Source organism: Bacteroidia bacterium (assembly GCA_025056095.1).
Lineage (GTDB): Bacteria > Bacteroidota > Bacteroidia > JANWVE01 > JANWVE01 > JANWVE01.
Genome location: JANWVW010000002.1, coordinates 21,948 through 45,247, shown reverse-complemented (window position 1 = coordinate 45,247; position 23,300 = coordinate 21,948). Strand labels below are relative to the sequence as shown.

At 36.8% G+C, this 23,300-nt stretch carries 16 protein-coding genes; 9 read left to right on the top strand and 7 right to left on the bottom strand.

Features of this window, described 5'->3' with window-relative positions; translation table 11 throughout:
* Positions 1–14: 14 nt before the first annotated feature.
* On the bottom strand, positions 15–2,342 hold the full coding sequence (locus tag NZ519_00375; GenBank protein ID MCS7027195.1) for a T9SS type A sorting domain-containing protein: 2,328 nt from the start codon (positions 2,340–2,342) through the stop codon (positions 15–17).
* A 358-nt stretch (positions 2,343–2,700) separates the two neighbouring features.
* Between NZ519_00375 and nuoL the strand changes: the two genes are divergently transcribed.
* The 4 genes from nuoL to NZ519_00355 all read left to right on the top strand — a co-directional run bounded on the left by nuoL (position 2,701) and on the right by NZ519_00355 (position 7,915).
* Complete coding sequence (gene nuoL / locus NZ519_00370; protein MCS7027194.1) at positions 2,701–4,626, top strand: NADH-quinone oxidoreductase subunit L; 1,926 nt, start codon at positions 2,701–2,703, stop codon at positions 4,624–4,626.
* Positions 4,627–4,653: 27 nt separating this feature from the next.
* Positions 4,654–4,977, top strand: a complete 324-nt coding sequence (locus NZ519_00365) for a hypothetical protein (protein MCS7027193.1) — start codon at positions 4,654–4,656, stop codon at positions 4,975–4,977.
* 32 nt (positions 4,978–5,009) lie between these two features.
* Positions 5,010–6,452 carry an NADH-quinone oxidoreductase subunit M gene (locus tag NZ519_00360; GenBank protein ID MCS7027192.1) on the top strand — a complete coding sequence of 481 codons (1,443 nt, stop codon included), beginning with the start codon at positions 5,010–5,012 and terminating at the stop codon, positions 6,450–6,452.
* 65 nt (positions 6,453–6,517) lie between these two features.
* A complete protein-coding gene (locus NZ519_00355) occupies positions 6,518–7,915 on the top strand; it encodes an NADH-quinone oxidoreductase subunit N (GenBank protein ID MCS7027191.1) in 1,398 nt (465 codons plus the stop codon).
* A gap of 572 nt (positions 7,916–8,487) precedes the next feature.
* Here the strand turns inward: NZ519_00355 and NZ519_00350 are convergent.
* Positions 8,488–9,666 carry a hypothetical protein gene (locus tag NZ519_00350; GenBank protein ID MCS7027190.1) on the bottom strand — a complete coding sequence of 393 codons (1,179 nt, stop codon included), beginning with the start codon at positions 9,664–9,666 and terminating at the stop codon, positions 8,488–8,490.
* Positions 9,667–10,055: 389 nt separating this feature from the next.
* Between NZ519_00350 and NZ519_00345 the strand changes: the two genes are divergently transcribed.
* Positions 10,056–11,780 carry an MFS transporter gene (locus NZ519_00345; protein ID MCS7027189.1) on the top strand — a complete coding sequence of 575 codons (1,725 nt, stop codon included), beginning with the start codon at positions 10,056–10,058 and terminating at the stop codon, positions 11,778–11,780.
* Positions 11,781–12,042: 262 nt separating this feature from the next.
* Here the strand turns inward: NZ519_00345 and NZ519_00340 are convergent, their stop codons facing one another.
* The gene (locus NZ519_00340) at positions 12,043–13,221 is read right to left on the bottom strand and encodes a homogentisate 1,2-dioxygenase (GenBank protein MCS7027188.1); all 1,179 of its coding nucleotides are present in this window, start codon (positions 13,219–13,221) and stop codon (positions 12,043–12,045) included.
* Between the two features lie 213 nt (positions 13,222–13,434).
* Between NZ519_00340 and glgB the strand changes: the two genes are divergently transcribed.
* The gene (gene glgB / locus NZ519_00335; protein MCS7027187.1) at positions 13,435–15,435 is read left to right on the top strand and encodes a 1,4-alpha-glucan branching protein GlgB; all 2,001 of its coding nucleotides are present in this window, start codon (positions 13,435–13,437) and stop codon (positions 15,433–15,435) included.
* 372 nt (positions 15,436–15,807) lie between these two features.
* Here the strand turns inward: glgB and nuoK are convergent, their stop codons facing one another.
* Positions 15,808–16,131 (bottom strand): NADH-quinone oxidoreductase subunit NuoK, encoded by a 324-nt coding sequence (nuoK, locus tag NZ519_00330; protein MCS7027186.1) that lies wholly within the window; start codon positions 16,129–16,131, stop codon positions 15,808–15,810.
* 35 nt (positions 16,132–16,166) lie between these two features.
* Complete coding sequence (locus NZ519_00325) at positions 16,167–16,679, bottom strand: NADH-quinone oxidoreductase subunit J (GenBank protein ID MCS7027185.1); 513 nt, start codon at positions 16,677–16,679, stop codon at positions 16,167–16,169.
* Between the two features lie 151 nt (positions 16,680–16,830).
* On the opposite strand from NZ519_00325, the gene cheB reads away from it, so the two are divergent.
* The gene (gene cheB, locus NZ519_00320) at positions 16,831–17,871 is read left to right on the top strand and encodes a chemotaxis-specific protein-glutamate methyltransferase CheB (protein MCS7027184.1); all 1,041 of its coding nucleotides are present in this window, start codon (positions 16,831–16,833) and stop codon (positions 17,869–17,871) included.
* 54 nt (positions 17,872–17,925) lie between these two features.
* Here cheB and NZ519_00315 read toward each other — a convergent pair whose 3' ends face one another.
* Positions 17,926–18,462, bottom strand: a complete 537-nt coding sequence (locus NZ519_00315; protein MCS7027183.1) for a hypothetical protein — start codon at positions 18,460–18,462, stop codon at positions 17,926–17,928.
* An 8-nt stretch (positions 18,463–18,470) separates the two neighbouring features.
* On the bottom strand, positions 18,471–20,234 hold the full coding sequence (locus NZ519_00310; GenBank protein ID MCS7027182.1) for an ATP-binding protein: 1,764 nt from the start codon (positions 20,232–20,234) through the stop codon (positions 18,471–18,473).
* Positions 20,235–20,615: 381 nt separating this feature from the next.
* Between NZ519_00310 and nuoI the strand changes: the two genes are divergently transcribed.
* Both nuoI and NZ519_00300 read left to right on the top strand, forming a co-directional pair.
* Positions 20,616–21,113 (top strand): NADH-quinone oxidoreductase subunit NuoI, encoded by a 498-nt coding sequence (gene nuoI, locus NZ519_00305; protein MCS7027181.1) that lies wholly within the window; start codon positions 20,616–20,618, stop codon positions 21,111–21,113.
* A gap of 130 nt (positions 21,114–21,243) precedes the next feature.
* Positions 21,244–23,292 carry an alpha-1,4-glucan--maltose-1-phosphate maltosyltransferase gene (locus NZ519_00300; GenBank protein ID MCS7027180.1) on the top strand — a complete coding sequence of 683 codons (2,049 nt, stop codon included), beginning with the start codon at positions 21,244–21,246 and terminating at the stop codon, positions 23,290–23,292.
* Positions 23,293–23,300: the final 8 nt, after the last annotated feature.

Here is a 23,300-nt window from a genome sequence, read left to right as displayed (position 1 = left end):
TTTGCAGAGGCAGCTTATTGTTTTACTACTTTTAAGGTAGTGATTGGCTTGCCACCTCCTATAATTTGGATAAAATACACCCCTGTTTTTTGATTTTTGAAAATTTGACTAAGATTTTGTGAAGCCTGCTCTTGTGTGCCTTCTGTGTGCTGAATAAGTTGCCCTTGGACATTTTGAATTTTGAAGGCATATTTTTGGTTAGGTTCTAATCCGTCCAAATGAATGACCTCTGCTATTGGGTTAGGGTAGAGGCTAATTTGAGTGTAATTTTGGGCTTTTTCTACAAATGCCACAGGGCTATATTCGTAGCTACCGTCAAAGTCAATTTGTTTCAAGCGGTAGTAACCTGCCAAAGGATTGTTTATGTTTAAGGTGTAATTTTTAGGTATATTTGTACTGCCTGCACCATCAGCAAAGGCGATTTTGGTAAATTCTTTCAAATCGGGGCTAAATTCTATCTCAAAACCTTTGTTGTTGATTTCTTGGGCGGTTTGCCAAGTGAGGCGAACTTCGGGGCTTGTCAGATAAGTTCGCTCTGCTTTGAAACTCAGCAAAGTAATGGGTAATTGGGCATTGCTGTCGTTGCCCAAACTCCAAGAGGAGAAGGTCGTTTGAGCAGAATTAGTGCAAATAGGAGAACCTAAGCTCGTACAACTTACAGAGGTTGCGATAAATTCCCAGCCTAACATACTTGACCAACGATAGATACGATTTAAGGTAAGACTATTCGGATTTTCCTCTGCAGTAGGCATGCGGAAGCCGATAGTGGTTGGGTTGGTCCCTACGCTTGGGCTACTTAATTGATAGACTAAACGAATACCTACCCCATTATTTGCAGTATAATGATAACGACGTACTTGCAAATCGTTGTAACTACCCGCAGAGGTTTGCAAATACACACCTAACCCTGCAATTTGAGTAGTACCAGTATTGACTGTTCTGCCTGTAGCTTCAATGTAGCCGCCTTTCACGCCTGTGTCCGTAGTGGCAGTTAAATCTTTGATAAGATGTTGTGAGGCAATATTTTCGGCGATGCTCCCTGTTGAGCCTAAGGATATGTTAAATCCATTTAGGTTCAAATCACCTTGGATAAGGGTAACTGTACCACTTACAGTAATATTCTTATTCAAATTTACACGATTAGCGGCCCCTGTATTGATAATGAGGTTGTTCATAGTAGTTACTCCTGTGGGAAAACCTGCATCTTGGTTGGCACTTGGGTTATTAAATTCATAGTTTGCTCCTGCATTGTAGGTTTGTGTACCTGAAACGATAATACTTGCCGAAACACCACTTGTATTGGCAGTGCGAAGAGTTGCTCCTGAACCTAATGTGAAACTGCCTGAGCCTAAAACAACTCCTGTGGTGTTGGTGTTGAGAGTTCCATTCACTGTAATATCTGTACCTGTGCCATCGTTAGCAGTTAAAGTTACACCATTATTCACGGTTAGCGTACCTCCTGAATTTATAGTAAGTTGGTCAAGTGTAATGTTGTTGGTTACGGTTATATTGTGTCCATTTTGTATTTGGATTGCATTAGAAGATATGGAAGGGAAAAAGTTTGCATTATACCAAGTAGAGCCATCAAGAGAGGCTTCCCAAGAGGCGGTAGCGTTCAAGTTACCTGAGGTTTTACTTCTAAACTGCACATCAAGTGGCTGAATTATTAAGTTATCAAAATTCATTGTACCGACTTCACCTGAAAAAAGAAATTTAATTTGATTGAGGGGAACTGTACTTGTTGTTACAGAGGCTTCATTAAGTTCTCTTGAAGTTCCAACCCAAACGTCCCATCTGTCGTCAGCAACTGTTTCACTTGTACCATCTGGAGCTGAGTAAGTTAAAGTAGCCCCTGAGTTGTTAATTACCCATGTAATGGTTTGTGTACCTGAATATGCGTTGGGTGCATTTGTACCTCCAGCTACGTCGCGTAATCTAAATTGATTAGCATTTACAAAGTTAAAAGCGAGGCGTGAATGCACATTTGCATTTGGGGGAGTGGCATTATCATTTGTTTGGCTTTGACCCACATACATTGTGGCAGCGCTTGTAGCACTTGCAGTAGTGGTAACATTTAAGTCAAATTGAATATGCAAAGCTGATGGTGTAGGGCTAAAATTTACATTTCTTACAAAAGCACCTGAATTACCTGTTCTTACAAAATTAAGTGTCCCTGATGAAACGTCAATTGTCATTCCTATACCTGATGATGCCAAAGCGGTAAACTGTGTATTATTGGGTGTAGCACTTGCGTACGTACCTGTTGTAACGGTAGAGTTGCTAAAAGAAGCTAGGTTCGTACTAAAATCTTGAACTAATAACTGCCCCCAAGCCGTGTTCACGAGCAGAACTAAAACCAAAACCCAAAGACCTTGTAAAAAAGATTTCATAAGCCTAACGAAAAAAAAGGTTGTATAAAAGTATTTTCTTGAAATATTAGCACAAAATTATGGCTTTATGAGGTGTTTTTCGTAAGCAAAAAGTATATTTAACAAAATGATAACTTACGTAACATTGGCTTAATGCTTTGGGAATTAAAAAGTATGCTATTAACCGTCATTTTTTTGAGTTTTGTAGTTTAGAGAAGTAGTAAATATTCAAAAAGCGGTAAGTTTTTTGTTACTTTGTGCGGGTTTTGCATGAAAGGTTTATATTTGCACGTGAAAAACAATATTTTACCTTTTTAGATAAAGCCTTACTATGAATTACAAACTACTAATTAGCCTTATTCCTGCCCTTCCGTTATTAGGTTTTATTCTCAATGGGTTGCTTTTTCGCAAAATTGCCAAGCCGTTGGTGGGCATCATTGCGGTAGTTGCTTCGGCAAGTACTTTCATTATTTCGCTTGTGTTGTTCAATGCGTTTATAAGCGGTGGCAGCCAACCTATTACCCTAACTTTGTTTGATTGGATTAGCGTAGGGAAATTCAAAATTTCGTTTTCATTTCTTATTGACCAACTTTCGCTCTTAATGCTTTTATTCGTTACGGGTGTAGGTTCACTTATTCATATCTACTCTATCGGTTATATGGGCGAAGACGAGGGCTACGGCAAGTTTATGGCTTTTTTGAACTTGTTTATGTTCTCTATGCTTTTGCTCATTTTAGGCTCAAACTATGTCATAATGTTTATTGGTTGGGAAGGTGTAGGTTTGTGTTCTTATCTTTTAATCGGTTTTTGGAATAAAAATACGGCATACAACTATGCAGCACGCAAAGCCTTTGTTATGAACCGTATCGGCGATTTGGGCTTTTTGTTGGGCATATTTTTTATCATCCAGCAATTTAATACAGTAGAATACAGCGAAGTATTTAAGAAAGCGGCAGAGATATTCAAAATGAACGATAGCTTAATGATAGCTATTACGTTGCTGCTTTTTGTTGGGGCAGTGGGTAAATCGGCACAAATTCCGCTTTATACTTGGTTACCCGATGCGATGGCGGGTCCTACGCCTGTTTCCGCTTTGATACACGCTGCCACGATGGTTACAGCAGGGATTTACATGGTAGTGCGTTCTAATGTACTTTATACTTTGGCACCGTTTACGTTGAGTGTAGTGGCAGTTGTTGGCTTGGCAACGGCACTGTTAGCCGCTACGATAGGTATTTTCCAAAACGATATAAAAAAGGTATTGGCATATTCTACTGTAAGCCAGTTGGGTTATATGTTTTTAGGTTTAGGGGTAATGGCTTATAGCGCGGCATTATTTCACGTTATTACCCATGCTTTTTTCAAGGCATTGCTTTTTTTGGGTGCAGGAAGTGTAATTCATGCTTTGCACCACGAGCAAGATATTAGAAATATGGGAGGCTTGGGCAAACATATCAAAATTACATATTTCACCTTTTTTGTTGGTACATTAGCTATTGCAGGTATTCCACCTTTTGCGGGCTTTTTTTCCAAAGATGAAATTTTGATGCACGTATTTGAAAAAAATACGTTTATGTGGGGGCTTGCCGTTGTGGGTTCTGCCTTAACTTCGTTTTATATGTTTCGCTTGCTTTTCCTTACTTTTTCGGGCAAATTTAGAGGTACACACGAGCAAGAGCACCATATCCATGAATCACCTTGGGTGATGACTTTGCCCTTAATTATTTTGGCAATTCTTTCAACAGTGGGTGGTTTTATTGGTATTCCTGCGGTATTTGCTGAAAATGCCAATTGGTTAGGCAATTTTATGAAGCCGTTTTTTGCCTTATCGCAAAAGGTTAATCCCGCGGCATTTGAGCCCTCGCATTTGAGTCATGCCCAAGAGTTTGGTTTAATGGGCGTTTCGGTAGGGGTTGCTCTTATTTCGTTGGTGTTGGCATATATGTTCTTTGTGGCTCAAAAACAGGTGCCACCCGCAGACGAAAAAATGCAAGGCTTTCCCAAGTTGGTCTATCAAAAATATTATGTTGATGAAATTTATGATTTCTTAATTGTCAGACCCTGTGAATGGCTTTCAGTGAAATTTCACCAATTTGTAGAGGTGTATATAATAGATATGCTTGTTATGCAAGCGGGGATTACAGTCAAAGAAATGAGTGATGTACTTCGCTATATTCAGACGGGAAAGGTAGGTTTATATATCTTGGCAATGGTATTAGGGATGGCAGTCATTCTTTTTGTGCAATTTTTTGGATAGAAGTATGTAGTTTTCTGAAAATAAGCAATGATTACCAAACGCAAAGTACCCAAAAATTTGGTTTATGAAATTGCCGAAGGAAAACCTATTTTTTACAAAGGCTATAAAGAAGCATTACAAAATAAAAAAAGCATAGAAAATGTAGTGGGTTCAAGTGCTTTGCAAAGTTTTATCATTGGAAAATTATCAGGATTTTTATGGCAAAAACTTAGCAAAGACTATCAAATTTTTACCAACGAAGTAGGTATTCAATTAGAGAAAAGTACACGTACTTGTAATATAGCTATTTTTGAAAAAATACAATTACAAGGCTATGTTTTGCAGGAATTGATAGATTTGCAGAAAAACTAAAAAATATATGCAGAAACATAACTGAATAAAATATGCTCATTCTTATACTCATTCCGCTCCTTGCGGGAATAATTACCGCCTTTTTGAGAGGTGAAAATGCCAAAAAAATTGCTTTTGGTTTTGCCCTAACCGAATTTGCCGTTTCGCTTTACTATGTTGCAAATTTTAATAGCACCCAAGGGCTACAATTTGTTACCAATGTACCTTGGATAAAAACCTTAGGCATCAATTTTTACGTAGGTGTAGATGGTATAAGCATTTTGCTAGTACTACTCACTACCTTGTTAGTACCGTTCATTATCCTTTCTACTTGGGGCAAAGACTATAAAAATCCTGCCACGTTTTCGGCACTAATTTTATTCATGGAAAGTGCTTTGGTAGGTGTGTTTACGGCACAAGATGCTTTTTTGTATTATCTTTTTTGGGAAGCAGCCCTGATTCCTGTCTATTTTTTAGCGGCAATTTGGGGCGGAGAAAATCGCATACAAGTTACATTTAAGTTTTTTATTTATACCGTATTCGGTAGCTTGTTTATGCTTATTTCCTTGATTTACTTGTATTTACAAACTCCACTTCCCCACACAGCTGATATTGCAGCTTATACCAAACTCAACCTCACACCTGAAGTGCAAAGCTATTTATTTTGGGGCTTGTTTATTGCCTTTGCTATCAAAATGCCGATATTTCCTTTTCATACTTGGCAACCTGACACTTACACTATCGCACCCACACCTGCTACTATGTTGCTCTCGGGCATTATGCTCAAAATGGGGATTTATAGCTTATTTCGTTGGCTTTTACCGATTGTCCCCAAAGGTGTAGAAATGTGGGCAACTCCTGTTATCATTTTAGCTATTATTGGCATTGTTTATGGGGCAATTATTGCCATTAGGCAACAAGACATGAAACGCTTACTAGCCTACTCGTCTTTTTCTCACGTAGGACTCATGGCAGCAGGTGTATTTTGCCTCAATGCCCAAGCCTTGCAAGGAGCGTTGGTGCAAATGTTGGCACACGGTATCAATGTAGTAGGCTTGTTTTATGTAGTAGAATTGATTTACCAACGTACAAATAGCCGACAAATCAACGAATTAGGTGGAATTACCCAAACTACGCCTATTCTTACGGTGTATTTTACCATTTTACTATTAGGAAGTGTGGCTTTACCTCTTACCAACGGCTTTGTGGGCGAATTTTTGCTACTTTCGGGCTTATTCCAAAAAAATGTTTGGTTAGCTGCAGTAGCAGGGCTAACAATTATTTTTGGTGCAGTGTATATGCTCAGAATGTTCCAAGGTGTGATGTTTGGTGAAAAAACCGAGCATACCCAAAATATCAAAGATTTGAGCCTCACCGAAAATTTAGTATTATTGCCCTTGGTAATTTTGGTTTTCTGGATAGGTATGTACCCAAGTACTTTTTTGAATCTAACCGAACCCGCAGTACAAGCTATGCTCAAAGCGATTACAAAATAATTTTTGAACTTATTTGAACTAAATAATTAGAACTATCTTGAAACTTTGAATAAATTGGAATAAATATGCTACCTATCATACTGCTTTCTGTCTTTGGCATTATCAATTTGTTTTTGGGCTTTCTCAAAAATAGAAATATTTTGCTCATAGCCGCTTTTACTTTTACATTCATTACTTTGGTAGTCAATTTTTTAGATTGGAACAAGCCAATTATTGAATTTGATAAAGCCATTAACAACAACATGATGTCCACAGACAACATTTCCATTTTGTTTAGTGGCATTTTGTTGCTGACTACTTTGCTGCTTTTACCCCTTTCACAAAAATATTTAAGTGAAAAAGAAGCACAACCTGCCGAATACTATGCCATTTTGCTTTTTTCGTTAGTTGGGGCAGTTATGATGGTAAGCTATGAAAATATGCTTATGCTTTTTGTAGGGGTAGAAATTTTGTCAATTTCTATGTATGTACTCACGGGAAGCGACAAACGCAACCTTAAATCGAACGAGGCAGCATTGAAATACTTTTTAATGGGTGCTTTTGCCACAGGTTGGCTCTTATTTGGAATTGCATTTATCTATGGCTCTACGGGTGGGTTTAGCCTTACTGAAATACGAAACTTTGTGGGGGCAGGAGGAATTACAGACAACCTATTCAAATTAGGGATAGCCATGCTTTTGATAGGAATTTTGTTCAAAGTCTCAGCCGCCCCCTTTCATTTCTGGACACCTGACGTATATGAAGGCGCACCCTCGTTTTTTACGGCTTTTATGTCCACCATAGTCAAAACAGCAGGTTTTGCGGCATTGTACAAAGTTATCCTCGCTATTACTGCCACCTCTGCGGTGTATAGTTTTTGGTACTATGCCTTTTGGCTAATTACGGTATTAACTTTACTTATTGGGAATGTAACCGCTGCCTATCAAGACAATTTCAAGCGAATGATGGCTTATTCTAGTATCTCTCATGCGGGCTATTTGTTACTAGCCGTTCTTTCGTTGGTAGCACGTTCTCAGGAAAGTATTTTGTTTTATTCACTTTCCTATTCTTTGGCTACGGTTTCAGCTTTTGGCGTATTGATTTTAGTAACCTATCCTAAAAAATCCGAAAGTTTTGATAGCTTTAATGGTTTAGCCCAAAAAAATCCGTTTTTAGCCTTTGTCATGACAGTAGCTATGCTTTCTTTGGCAGGAATTCCGCTTACGGCAGGATTTATTGGCAAGTTACAAATCTTTTCAGTAGCCTTTGAACGCGGTATGTACTCTATGCTTGTGTTTGCAGTGCTCATGTCTTCTGTTGGGATTTATTACTATTTTAAGGTAATTATTGCGATGTATCTTAAAGAAAGCAATAATGAAAAAATTGAAGTAAGTACACCCTTTATTTTTACCTTACTAATTACTACCTTGCTGACTATCATCTTAGGTCTATCGCCAGATATATTTTTAGGACTACTACGGTAAGTTTCAGGTTGGTTTTATCTCAAGACGCTTATCTTAACTTTAATGTTACAAGTTATTTTGATTTTTCTATCTCACATTTTAAGCAAAATTTATGTTTATCTTAAGATTTAACTATTGCTTGTAAAAGAAGTCTGCTTATAGTAAGGGCTTTTTTAGTAAATGTTGTGAAAAGTTGCTATAAAAGTAAGAACTACCAAATTCTACTACTATCGGCTTTAATATTTATACTCAACTAACGGAGGTTTTGATTTTTTAGAAATCGGAACTGACTGAAAATCAAATTTTATATTTGGAAAATTTACAAAATCACTTTTTGTTTAATATAAAACATTTTTACTTGCAACAGAAACTTTTGAATATCTCAAATAGAGAACAATATCAACACTTGGAATATGGTATAAAGTTGTAGCCTTAGCCAATTCGTTTAACTTTTCCTAATGATGTATCAATTTTTTCAATGATGTTTTTGTAGCAAATATTTGCCATATTTCTGGATGTTTATAGTTTTCCTTTTGGTGGCGTTTCTAGTTGTATAAATTGTAGCCCATATATTTGAAAACACCAAAGATAAATCAGGTGTTTGATTCTAACTGTTCTTTTAGCCTTTTTATTTGAGTTGGTTTTACTTTTAATATTCGGGCAATTTTTTGTGTAGTCATTTTCATATCTAACATCTTTCGGGCTGTACAAATTTGTTGCTCTGAAAGTACTATATCATTCGTAGGTATTTTTTTCGTTTTTTTATTGGATTTTGTAGTATTTGTGTTTATTTCTTTTGTTGAGTAAATAGTAGATGGTGTAATACTTGTGTTTTTCGTAATACTTTCTTGTGTTTGGATATAACCCATGCACAATCCTTCGGCACGTACTTTATGCAAATATGTGTACTGAATTTGATAAGCCCGAATATTTAAGATTTCTGCTAAAAGTACTATAATTACTGTAATCCATACATAATTGCTAGTGGTATCTACGTTTGCCAAAATAGCTTTTTGGTATTTATTTTGGCAGTCCTGCAGGTGTTGTTGATAGGTTTTATTGAGTTGGGCTTTCTCTTCTTGCAGGCGTAAAAGTTGTTTATTTTCCTGTTCTGTTAACCCCCATCGACGCAATTGAGTATTAGCTTGTAATGCTAATAATTGCGAAATGTGGTAATTAATTTCTTTTAGTTGGGGTTCATATCTACGAGTAAGGCTATCCTTTTGGATTTGCAATTGTGTACGATAAATTTCCGATTTATCGGAGGTAATGTAACTAACACATGCTCCACCTACTCCACTTAAAACAATAGACAAAATGACTAAAATAAGCAAATACAGCTTGTTTTGCCGTTTATTTACATAACTGCTATCGTCTTGATACTTAAATAGTTCTGTTGCATAGTGGCTTTTTGCTATTTCTACCCCTATAAAAAGCATAATGAGCAAAACTGCACATAAGCCTCCAACTGAAAGCATAAACCAAGTGCTAATGGTCCAAGTCTTTTGTTGCCAAAAAGTTGTATCAATGCCTGCAAAAATCATAGCTAAGAGTGCGGCAGTTGCCAAGCTCAATACAAATGAAATAGGGTGATACGCTATGCTAAACCAACGTGCTGCTTGGTATAGCTTCCGTTTACGCAAAGCATAAGGTACGGGGGCTAATAACTGCGCCGCCTCTTGGTAAATGCGCAACTCATGATAAGTTTGCTGTACTTGTTCAAAGCTATTTTTAGGACTATGAGATTGTAAAAATGACAGAAAAGGTATCATAATGAGAAATTGAAGGATTTAACAGTAAAAAGAAATTACCTTTACAACCGAGGCAAATTTACTCAAAAAAATCTTTATATACAATTTTTGATAATTTTTTTATTTTTTTTTAAGATAAAAACGATAAAAATAGAACTGAATGAAAGAAAAAATCTTTTTGATGCTTAGAACAAAACGAATTATCCTACTTTTAGGAATTTTGCAAAGAAACCGTGGTAAAAATGCAAATAGACCTCGTTTTTTTTCTATTTTTTTGTTTTTTGCTAACTGTTTTGTACTTTGCACCACATTTGAAACACAACACAAAAAGCAAAATACTTATGAAACAGCAGCCTACCACTGTAGTAAAAAAAGAAAAACCGGTACTCGGTTTTTGGCAGATTTGGAACATGAACTTCGGCTTTTTGGGCATACAATTTGGCTTTGCACTTCAAAACGCTAATGTAAGCCGTATCTTTGAAACCTTAGGAGCAAATATCGATGAAATAGCTATTCTTTGGATTGCCGCGCCTACCACGGGGCTACTCATTCAACCTATTATTGGTTATTATAGTGACCGCACTTGGAGTAATACTTTCGGCAGGCGCAAACCTTACTTCCTAATTGGAGCGATTTTAGCCTCTATTGCTTTGTTTGTTATGCCTCATTCCAGTGTTTTGTGGTTTGCCGCAGGTATGCTTTGGATTTTAGATGCTTCTATCAATATCTCTATGGAGCCGTTTAGAGCTTTGATAGGTGATATGATGTCTGAAAAGCAACGCACTATTGGTTTTGCTATGCAAACTTTTTTTATTGGTGTAGGTGCAGTAGTTGCTTCTATGTTACCTTATATCATGACTAATTTAATTGGCCTAGAAAGTACAGCTCCCAAGGGCAAAATTCCTGCTACTGTGGTTTGGTCATTTTATATCGGTGGTCTTGTTTTTTTCTTATCTGTTTTATGGTCTGTCATTAAAACCAAAGAATATTCTCCCGAAGAGTTAGCCGCTTATAATGGAGAACAGCATGAACATACCAAAGGAAGTGTATTTCAAATCTTTACGGATATTACTCGCGACATTTTCACCATGCCTAAAACGATGGCTCAATTAGCCTTCGTGCAATTTTTCACTTGGTTAGCGTTATTTGCTATGTGGATTTATACCACCTCTGCCGTAACCAGCCATATTTACGACATGAGAATGTCTTATACTAATTTTGAGAAATTATATGTTCTAATAAATGAAACCTCTGCTAATATCAAGGATAAAAAAGCTGCTGCTGAATATGACCAAATAAAAGAAAGCCTATCTCAATTACAACTCAAATACCAAGGTGATTACGAACCTGCCATGCCCTTAAATACTATCAATTTGCTTTTAGACAATAAAATTTTAAGCGAAAATCAATTAGTCAATCTTTTTGCTGATGTTATAGAAAAAGAAAAAGTATTTAATCTCAGAACCCAAAAAATTCGCAAGGAATTAGCCAAAGCCCAAAACCAACTTAAAGAAAATCCCTCAAAACAAATTGATTTAAGCTATGAAACTTTTAGCTATTTTACTGCTGCTGATAGGCAACAAAAATTAGGACTTGATGCCAAGACCTTAGAAAAGGTGCTTATTGTCTCTGAGCTCAAAGCTATGCGTAAGCAATATAACGATGGTGCAGACTGGGTAGGGGTAATGTTTGCTATCTATAACGGCTTCTCTGCTATTTTTGCGTTGCTTTTCCCACCTTTTGCACGTGCCACTAGCCGTAAGACGGCTCATAAAGTAGGGCTTACTGTAGGGGGGGTGGGGCTAATTTCTATCTACTTTATGCCTAACCCTGACGCTCTATTGCTTTCTATGGTTGCCGTAGGTTTTGCTTGGGCAAGTATTCTTACCATGCCGTATGCTATCCTTGCAGGTTCGCTTCCTGCTAATAAAATGGGAATTTATATGGGGATTTTTAACTTTTTTATTGTACTGCCTCAAATTGTAGCTTCGGGAATTTTAGGTTTTATTACTGAGTATTTCTTTGATAATCAAGCTGTTTACACGCTTGTTTTTGGGGGCATATGTATGATTGTTGCCGCTTTGTTAGTATTTTTAGTAGATGATGAGGAAAAAAAGGAAATAGCTAACAGCTAAACTAATTTGCAGATACTACATTTGTTCAAATCATATTAAAAATAACTGATTGTTTTTTTGAGCCTTCCTTTTGCCTTTCTCACCCTTGGCTCAAAAGGCAAAAGAAGGCTTTACAGAGCTCCACTCAGTTTGGTGCTTTCGTAACGAGCCTTTGAAGGTTTATTTTCTAAATGCTCAATCATATTTAGAAATTTTCTCAATTCTAAAATTTTTGAGCATCTTTTATTTTTTGTTTTGTCTTTATTTTCACAACTCGGTAAGCTTAAAGACTCGCCATCATTTCAGGTTCTAACCATGATTTATAATACTTGCCATCATCAATCTTTAAGGCTTCTTGTGTAATTTTGAGTGGCCTAAAAGTATCAATCATTACGGCTAACTCATCTGTACGTGTTTTACCAATACTTCGTTCCATAGCTCCTGGGTGAGGACCGTGGGGAATGCCTCCGGGGTGCAAAGTAAATTGCCCTTGGGAGATATCATTTCGGCTCATAAAATCACCATCTACATAATATAACACTTCGTCGGAGTCTATATTGCTATGATTGTAAGGTGCAGGAATAGAAAGTGGGTGATAATCGTAAAGCCTTGGGCAGAAAGAGCATACTACAAAATTGTGTGCCTCAAAAGTTTGGTGAACGGGGGGAGGTTGGTGAATACGTCCTGTAATAGGTTCAAAATTATGAATAGAAAAGCCATAAGGGAAGTTGTATCCGTCCCAACCGACTATATCAAAAGGGTGAGAGGCATAGATTAAGGTATGGAGTACCCCTTGTTTGCGAATTTTTATTACAAACTCTCCTATTTCATCGTGAGTTTCTAAATTTTGAGGTAGTTTATAATCCCGTTCACAAAAAGGGGCGTGTTCTAGCATTTGCCCAAAAGCGTTACGATATTTTTTGGGTGTATAAATAGGACTAAATGATTCTAAAAATAATAAGCGGTTGTCAGTAGTATTAAAGTGAATTTGGTAGATAACACCTCTTGGAATAATTAGATAGTCGCCATATTCAAAAGGGATAGTGCCTAACATGGTTCTCAATTCTCCTGAACCTTTATGAATGAATAGCAACTCGTCGGCATCGGCATTTTTGTAAAAGTAGTCTGTAACAGAATAGCGTGGGGCGGCTACACCTATGTATACATCATTGTTTACTAATAAGTAGGTACGGCTTTCCAAAAAATCATCTTTGGGTGGGATATCGAAGCCTTTCAGGCGCATAGGTTTTAGATTTTTTTCTATGGCAATTTTGGGTGCTGTATCTTGGGCCTCACCAAAGGCTCGTATCATAGTGGGGCGATGTATGTGGTAGAGCAAAGAAGACATACCTGAAAAGCCTTCAGTACCAAATAACTGCTCGTAATAAAATGTGCCATCAGGTTTTTTGAACTGAATGTGCCTTTTGGCAGGGATTTGTCCTAATTTATGATAGATAGGCATATAAAATCAATGGTTTGAGTGTTAATGAAGTATAAATATGCAAAAAGATGTTGTAAAAATACAAAAAATATTTTGCTTACAAAACAGGTTATTTAGCTTACCTTTTCATTTATTAGAATTATTTTTTAGTTTTTGTAAACTATTCAAAAAAATAACTAATTTTAAGCGCGTTAAAATCTATCTACTCACTACAAACTGCAATCTCCATTTCCTATGAAAGATACGGCAACACAAAAAGTTATTCCTTATAGCTTATTCTCTGACTTTGACATTTATCTTTTTAGAGAAGGAAAGCACTATCGTTTATACGAAAAGTTAGGTTCACATCTGATAGAACTCAATGGAGTTAAAGGTTGTTATTTTGCCGTTTGGGCGCCGAATGCTAATCGCGTAAGTGTAATTGGAGATTTTAACTATTGGAACGGAGAAGAGCATCAGCTTTATCCACGTTTAGATAGTTCAGGTATTTGGGAGGGGTTTATTCCTCACATTAAAAAAGGAATGATATATAAATACAAAATTTATTCTAACTATTGGGGGCAGGTCTTAGAAAAAGGAGATCCATTTGCCCTTGCTTGGGAAATACCTCCGCGTACTGCCTCAGTAGTATGGGATTTAGAATATACATGGAACGATGGTGAGTGGATGCAAAATAGACACCAATATAATACCTTGAATTGCCCTTTTTCAGTATATGAAGTTCACATAGGTTCTTGGAAACGCAAATATGCCCAAGGAAGTAATGACTCGTTAAGTTACCGTGAATTAGCCGAGGAGTTAGTAAATTATGTAGCAGAAATGGGCTATACGCACGTAGAATTTATGCCTGTAATGGAGCACCCGTTCTTTGGCTCATGGGGTTATCAATGTACAGGCTATTATGCACCTTCCTCGCGCTATGGTACACCTCAAGACTTTATGTATTTGATAGATAAATTCCACGAAAAAAACATTGGTGTGTTATTAGATTGGGTTCCTTCACATTTCCCAAGTGATCCACACGGATTAGCTAACTTTGATGGTACAGCCCTCTACGAGCATGCAGACCCGCGCAAAGGTTATCACCCTGACTGGAATAGCTTTATTTTTAATTATGGTAGAAATGAAGTACGTGCTTTCTTGATTAGTAATGCTATTTTTTGGTTGGACAAGTACCATGCCGATGGCTTGCGTGTAGATGCCGTAGCCTCTATGCTTTATTTAGACTATTCGCGAAAAGCAGGTGAATGGATACCCAACATTTATGGCGGTAGAGAAAACTTAGAGGCAATTAGTTTCTTGCAAGCTATGAACGAACAAGTTTATACTGCTTTTCCAACAGCCATGACCATTGCTGAGGAATCCACAGCGTGGGGAGGTGTTTCGCGCCCTGTTTACATGAACGGATTAGGCTTTGGCATGAAATGGATGATGGGCTGGATGCATGATACGTTGCTTTATTTCAGCAAAAATCCATTATACAGGCAATACCACCAAAATACTATTACCTTCAGCCTTACTTATGCTTTTTCTGAAAACTTTATGCTTCCTCTTTCGCATGATGAGGTAGTACACGGTAAAGGCTCACTTTTAAGCCGTATGCCTGGAGATGAGTGGCAACGCTTCGCTAATTTACGTTTACTCTATGGTTATATGTTTACGCATCCAGGTACAAAACTTCTCTTCATGGGAGCAGAAATAGCTCAGCCTAATGAATGGAAACATGATTATAGTGTAGAATGGCATTTTCTGCAATACCTGCCTCATCAAGGCGTACAAAAACTTGTCAAAGACCTAAACATACTTTACAAGAAAGAAAAATCACTCTACGAGAAAGCCTTCAGCCCCGATGGCTTTGAATGGATTGATTTCCAAGATGCACGTAATTCCGTTATTTCCTACATACGCAAAGCAGAAGATGCCAAAGATTATGTAATCGTGGTATGTAACTTCACCCCCGTGGTAAGACTTAACTATCGTATTGGTGTTCCTGAGAATACCACATATGTAGAAATCTTTAACACCGACGACAAGAGCTACTGGGGAAGCGGCGTAAGAAATGAAGGTGAAATCAAATCCGAGAATATTATTTCACATGGAAGACATTTTTCAGTTTCACTTACCTTACCTCCTTTAGCAATGATGATGCTTAAAAAGAAAGCTGAACCACAAGCACAAACTGAACCTATTACCCAAAAGACAGAAAATAATGAAGAGATAACACAAAATACATGATGCGAAAAAGACTAAATATACCGAAAGTTAGGAACTAAGAGCTTATCACCAAAACAAAACTTAAATGTACTTATGAAAAAATAATGCTTTTTATAAGCAAATGTATGCACCATTGAAGTTAAAAGAGGTACCAGAGAAAGGTATAAGGCAGCATTTTTTAGAAATTGTAGGATAGAGAAAGCAAAGAGGAACATATGCAGTACGAAAGGAGTTGGAGAGCAATCATTAACAAAGCAGAAGAAAGCTCGCAACAAGAGCAAGGAAGGACGGCAAAAAGGATTATAGCAAAAGACTTGATTTAAAAATCAGAATAAGTTTAGAAGTAACTGAAATTCTTAGATGAACTTAAAAGGTAAAATAACAAATATCTTTTTACCATTTCAGGTTGCTAAGCAAGCTCGTATCCACACTGCGTAAGTTGCGGTAAATCATTACGACTATAGCTAAACCTACAGCTACCTCAGCTGCAGCAACTGCCATAATGAAAAACACAAAAACCTGTCCCGCTGGATCTGAACGATAAGCTGAAAAAGCTACAAATAGCATGTTTACAGCATTAAGCATTATCTCTACGCACATAAAAATAATTAGTGCATTACGACGGATAAGTACACCTATTACACCAATTATGAATAATGCAACTGCAAAAAAGATGTAATAATGTAATGGAACAAGCTTAATAACCTCGGGAACCATAAAAATAATAGTTGTTTGAGTGATTAGAAAATAAGCTAAAAATTTCTCTCGCCTACTTCGCGTTTACCAAGCATAACCGCCCCTACCATAGCAGCTAAGAACAAGATAGAAGCCAACTCAAAGGGCAATAAATAATCCCGATAAAGTACTTTTCCTAATTTTTCTACTAACCCGATTTCTGCATCAAAGTTAATATAATCTACAGGCATAAGTTCGACTTTGCGTAAAATAGCTATAAAAAGCGTAAGCAAAATTCCACCTGAAATAACAGCGGCAAATTTAAGATAAGCGGCTTTGGTTTTCTCAGGATTTTCTTTTAGATTCAAAAACATTATTACAAATAGAAAGAGCACCATAATTGCTCCTGCATATACAATGATATTTACAATAGCCACGAATTGAGCATTAAGCAGAATGTAATGCCCTGTAAGGCAAAAGAAAGTAAGAATTAGATACAAAACGCTATGCACAGGGTTTTTAGAAATAATCACCATAGCGGCACTAAGTAAGGCTAAAAAACTTAAAAAGTAAAACAAATAAACTGACATAAAGCCTTTATTCGGAAGTTTGAAGAAATTTTTGCACAAAAGTAGTAAAAAAAATTACAATGCAAAAAACCGAGTAGCATTTACAAAATAACGTACTATTTTGTAATAGCTTTCTAAATTTAACCTAACTTGCCTAGCATTGATTGATTTTATGAAAAAAATAAAACTCCTTTTGGCTGACGATTCAGGTCTAATGCGGCTTATTGTCCAAGATATGCTTACCCAAGAATCAGCCCTGGAAGTGATAGCTACTGCTGAAAATGGTTTGGAAGCTTTAGAGAAAACCCAAATCTTTGAGCCTGACGTAGTACTATTAGACCTTGTAATGAAAGATTATGACGGAATTTTTGCTACCAAAAAAATTATGCAACTATGCCCCACGCCAATTATTTTGCTTACTTCCTTAGAAAATGACCATGAAATGGTATTTGATGCCCTCAATGCAGGAGCTTTTGATATAGTGAGCAAACCCAAAGGGGCATTTCATTCAAAGGTGAGAGAGATTAAAGAGGAATTATTACAAAAAATTAAAATTGCCTTTGAAAACAAATCTAACCTAAAAACTATTAGCCCAGACACACTGCAAAACCAAAATCCGCATACGTTTAATACAAATCTTACCTACCAGATTATAGTTATAGGGGCTTCTACAGGTGGTACGACTGCCATAGAACACATCCTGAAAAAGATGCCTCAAAATTTGCCTATTCCTATCGTAATTGTTCAGCATATTCCTGCTGAATTTGGAAAATCCTTTGCTAAACGCTTAAACCAAGAAATGCCTTTTGAAGTAAAAATTGCTCAAGAAAATGAAAAATTACAAGCAGGTATAGTGTATATTGTACCTTCGGATTGTAATATGCAAATAAGCCAAAATGGGAAAAAAATCTACTTTTTTGAGAAAAATAATCAACTTTTTAAGGAATACAACTTTCCTTCTATAGATAGTATGATGTTGAGCATAGCTAAAGTTTTTGGAAATAAAGCCATAGGCATCATTCTTACGGGTATGGGTAAAGATGGAGCTATGGGCATGCAAGCTATTCACCGAGCAGGAGGGCTAACCATCGCCCAAAGCGAAAATACCTGTGTGGTATTTGGCATGCCAAAAGCTGCTATTGAACTGCAAGCCGTACAGTACATTCTTCCTCTTGATGAAATTAGCCAATTTGTAACCATGGCATTAGATTGAAGCACAGAAGACAGAAATAAATCAAAATCTTGTTAAATTTGTTTTTTTTTAGTTTCAAAATAACCAAATAAACAGCATTTCAATTGGAATAGAGGCAATGACAAAACGAGCTAACCATAGGTGCATTTTAGGATTTTCTTGGCAGTGCTGCTTTATGATGGCTAAAATTTGCTCATCAGTATGTGTACTTATTCGTGGTATATCTCCGTGAATTTTGAGGTTGAGTTCGTTAGCTAATTCGGTAATTACACTAGCACTTAGAATATTGTCCAATTCCAACAAAAGAGACCGTGAAAGTTCATTTTGCTTTTCTTGTGAGTAGCTATTTCCTAAAATGCGTTGGCAAATCAAATCAAATTCAGGTTGCCCAATAAGCCAAAAACTTATGCCTGTTTTTTCACCAACGATGTGGGTTTCAAAAATATAATAGGTATGGTAGCTTTGTTTTAGGCGTAAATCTTGGTATGTAATTTCCTCTAAATCAGTGAGCTCTACTTCGGCATGTAACATCATTGCTAACGACTTTCGGGCATTAGCAAAACCTTTTTTTATAGCATTTTCTATCTCTTGTAGTTCAGAAAATATGTGCATAAGGTTATCTAAATGTTTTTTTTTACATCATTTTTTATTGTGTATTGGGAACGATTGTTAAATAAAAAATTAAAAATTGTAGGAACATCTATTACTAAACAAACATTGCCATTCCCTAAGATAGTAGCTCCACTAATAAACATAGTTTCCCTTAAGGGGGCTTTTAATGGCTTTTCTATAATTTCCTTTTGGTGCAATAATTTATCTACCACTAAACCTACCTTACGAACACTGTCATAGATTATAATAATTAAAACCTTCTCACTGGGTGAAAGGTTTTGCCGACTTTGAACAAAATTACGAGTGTGTAAATTTTCTTTTGCCAGCAAATCTTTAAGAAAAACTACAGGAACGCTTTTTCCCAAATGAATAATCACTAAACCCGAGCCTGCGGCAAGTAATTGCTCTGCGGTTTTTGCCACAACGGCTTCAGTGTAATGAATAGGTAAGGCAAAAGTTTGTTGATTAAGTTCAAACAAAAGTGCAGGTTTTACTGCCATAGAAGCAGGTAAATGCAAGCGAACACTCGTACCTTCGTCAGGTTGAGTAACAATACTTACCTTTCCGCCTACACTTTCTACGGTGCGTTTCACTACATCCATTCCTATACCTCGCCCTGACACTTCGGTAATTTTTTCGGCACTAGAAAATCCTGATTCAAAAATAAAACTCATAACCTCCTCCTCACTCAATGCGTTGAGGGCTTGTGTGGGCAAAAGTTTTTTTTCTATAATTTTCGCTTTAATTTTAGCAATGTCAATACCTTTGCCATCGTCTGTAACTTCAATTGTAACGGTATTTTTTTCAGAAGTAGCTTTGAGTAACACTACCCCCGTGGATTTTTTACCTTTCCGCTTACGAATTTCAGGGCTTTCTATCCCATGGCTTACTGCATTTCGGACCAAATGCACCATGCTATCACTAATAATTTGCAAAATATTGCGGTCTATTTCTATCTCTGTACCTTCTAAAATCAAATCAACTTCTTTGCCTTCTAACTGAGCTATATCACGCACTATACGGTAAAATTTTTGAAATAAAACATTCATTTGTACCAATCTTACTCCCATAACTGAATATTGTAAATCGGAAGTAATACGCTGCAAGCGTGAGAGTTTACCCTTCAAAATTTGATTTTCTTCATATTCAGCAAGAGTAAGTATATAGTCCTTTTCAATACTTAACTCCTCTACCAAATTGAGCAAATTATCCAACTTTTTTACAGGCACAGTAATCATTTCTGCCTGCAAAGTAGGCATGGCTAACGACTTACTTTCATTGCTTGGCATTTCAACAGCTACCTCTTCTGCTTCTGGCAAATCTTCTTTTTCGATCTTTTCAAGGGCAATTTTTTCGGTTATAGGACTAATTTTTTCGCTTGTATTTTCGTTTTCTTGTTGTAATTCTCTTAAAATCACTTTCAAGCGGGTAGTTAGCCCTTTATAATTTACGGTTGCTTGCGTTTGAATAGCATCAATCAATTCGCCAATTTTATCATTTGCTCTAAAAAGGTCATTAAAGATTTGTGTATTAAGTTTTTGCGTATTTTTCTTTATCACACTAAAGATATCCTCTATCAGGTGTGCCATTTCTGCAATTGGTTCAAAGCCCATAGCTGCAGCGTTAGCCTTAAGGGTATGCATAAGCCGAAAAATCGCCTCAATAAGGCTCACATCCTGCGGTTTTTTTTCCAAAGAAGTAAATAATTGGTTTAGTTGCTCTCGCTGTTGATGAGCTTCTGCCAAAAAAATATTTTTTAGTTCTTCGTTCATATGCTACGCAATCAGTTAGATAGCAAAGCTACAAAGAAATGTAAAAAAAGGGGAAAAATTTACCACTTTTTTAGCTTATGCTAAAAGTAGCAACTAATGTTCAATTTCAAGGATACTTTTATCTTTTAGAAGTTTCTAAAACTCCTTTTTGCTTCGGCTTAAAGCGTTTAGGGAGGTTTACAAGAATTTGCTTACGGTTTTAACACTTTGTCAAATATTTCGGCTTACTCTTTTAGTCTCCATACTTTTTGTTCTTTTTTTGAATACCTTACTAAAAAAAACTATTTTTGCACTAGCAAAACAAAGACACCTTTTATGCAGTTTTTCTTGTAGACTAAATATTATTCTAAATATTCCCACTTCTTCACAAAACACAAAGATATGAAACTAACCAACCGAAGTAAACAGGTAAGTAACAAAAAAATGACCTTAGCTGAAAAAATTTACTTACCTGCTATTGTAAACGGATTAGGAATTACAATAAAGCATTTGTTTAAGAAAAAAGCCACTATTCAATATCCTGAACAGCAACGCCCTATGAGCCAAACCTTTCGAGGCTTGCATGTTCTCAAACGTGATGAAGAGGGCAGAGAAAGATGTACTGCCTGTGGCTTGTGTGCTTTAGCCTGCCCTGCAGAAGCAATTACAATGGTTGCCGCAGAGCGTAAACCCGGCGAAGAGCACCTATACCGAGAGGAGAAGTATGCTGCTGTATATGAAATCAACATGTTACGTTGTATCTTCTGTGGCTTGTGCGAAGAAGCCTGCCCCAAAGAGGCTATATTTTTGCAAAACAACAAAATGGCACCTGCCTTCTACGAACGCGGTGATGTAATCTACGGAAAAGATAAATTACTAGAACCTATGCCCAACAAGTAAAAATTATATAAAGTGTAACAAGCTCTTATTCAAAGAGATCTTGCATGTATTTGAATAAAAAATAAACATACATCAGCCTACTTTTCAGTAAATAAAAACTACGATTTGATATTGAATTTGCACCTTAAATATGGGTGCATTTTTTTCTTGCTTTTCAAGCATAAATAAAAAATTGTGTATTTTAGCACCCCAAAAACTATCTTTTCTGATTGAAACCAACACTAAAGTACACATACTCATGGCACAAAATCGTGTAATTATAGAAAACGTACAACCCGAAATTGACGGCGGAAAGTACCCTGCCAAACGCGTAGTAGGGCAAATTGTAAAAGTAACTGCAGATATTTTTGCTGATGGACACGACGTTATAGCCGCAGAAGTCGCCTATAAACATGAAAAAGAAAAAGCCTGGAAACGCAACTCTTTTACTCATTTAGGAAATGACGCTTGGGTAAGCGAATTTAAGGTAGAAAAACAAGGCTACTATGAATTTAAAATTGAAGGTTGGATTGACCATGCCCTTACTTGGCAACATAATATAGAACGAAAAATTAACGATAAGCAATTTGTTAATATAGAACTTTTAGACGGTATTCAATATTTAGAGTCTCTTATTGAAAAAGTAACCAAAGCCGAAGGTAAGTATTTACAACATTTGGTAGATTTGTTTAGAGATAGTGAAAAATACCATGAAGCCATCAAAGAAGCTCTCTCTCCTCAACTACGCGAAATCTTTGAAAAATATCCACAAAGAAAATTTACCACTACCTACGACAAAGTGCTTCGCGTATATGTAGACAGAAAAAAAGCCCTCTTCTCTGCCTGGTATGAATTCTTTCCACGTTCCACAGGCGAGCATGGAAGGCATGGCACTTTTAAGGATTGCCACAAAATTATCCCACGCATTGCAGCTATGGGCTTCGATACCATTTATTTCCCACCTATTCACCCTATCGGTTCAGATTTCAAAAAAGGGAAAAATAATTCGCTTAATGCTTCTCCTGAAGACGTAGGCTCTTGTTGGGCAATAGGAAATGTAGAAGGAGGGCACAAAGATATTCTACCTGCCTTGGGTACCTTGGAGGATTTCAAGGAATTAATCAAGTATTGTGAAAGCTACGGCATTGAAATAGCTATGGATTACGCTCTGCAATGCTCTCCTAATCACCCTTATGTAAAACAATATCCACAATGGTTCAAATGGCGACCCGACGGCACAGTGCAATATGCTGAAAACCCTCCTAAAAAATACCAAGATATTTTACCTATCAATTTTGAAACCGACGACTGGAAAAACCTCTGGAACGAACTTTTGAGTATCTTATTTTACTGGATTGAGGTCGGTATTAAGATTTTCAGAGTAGATAACCCACATACCAAATCGTTTAGATTTTGGGAATGGGCAATCTCAGAAGTAAAAAAGAAGTACCCCGATGTAATATTTCTCTCTGAAGCCTTCACGCGACCCAAAGTCATGCACATGTTAGCCAAATTAGGATTTACACAATCTTACACTTACTACACTTGGCGAAATACTAAATACGAACTTTCACAATACATGACCGAGCTTACCAAGGGTGAAGGAAAAGAATATTTTAGACCCAACTTCTGGCCTAATACCCCTGACATCAACCCTTACATCTTGCAAAGCGGAAACGAAACCCTGTTCATGACGCGCTATTTCATGGCAGCTACGCTCAGCTCTAACTATGGCATATACGGTCCTGTTTACGAGCTCGGTATCCACACACCTATACCAGGCAAAGAGGAATACCTTGACTCCGAGAAATACGAAATCAAACAATGGGATTGGGATAAGAAAACACGTATATCAGAATTGATAACCTTAGTAAACAAAATTCGCAAAGAAAATCCCGCTTTTCATGACACAAATAATCTGGAACTCTGCCGTATTGATAATGACCAGATTCTAGCATATTTTAAGTATGACCACGAGTCCCAAAATTATATTCTTTGCGTAGTAAACCTGGATCCTTACAACACCCAATCGGGTTGGGTACAAGTGCCTCTATACCTCATGGGTATCAGCGAAGGGCACCAGCTATGCATGCACGATTTACTTACAGGCAATAAATACATTTGGGAACGTGAATGGAACTACGTAGAACTCAACCCAAGGTATGTACCTTTTCATTTATTCAAAATTGAGCTAAGATAATTTTACAC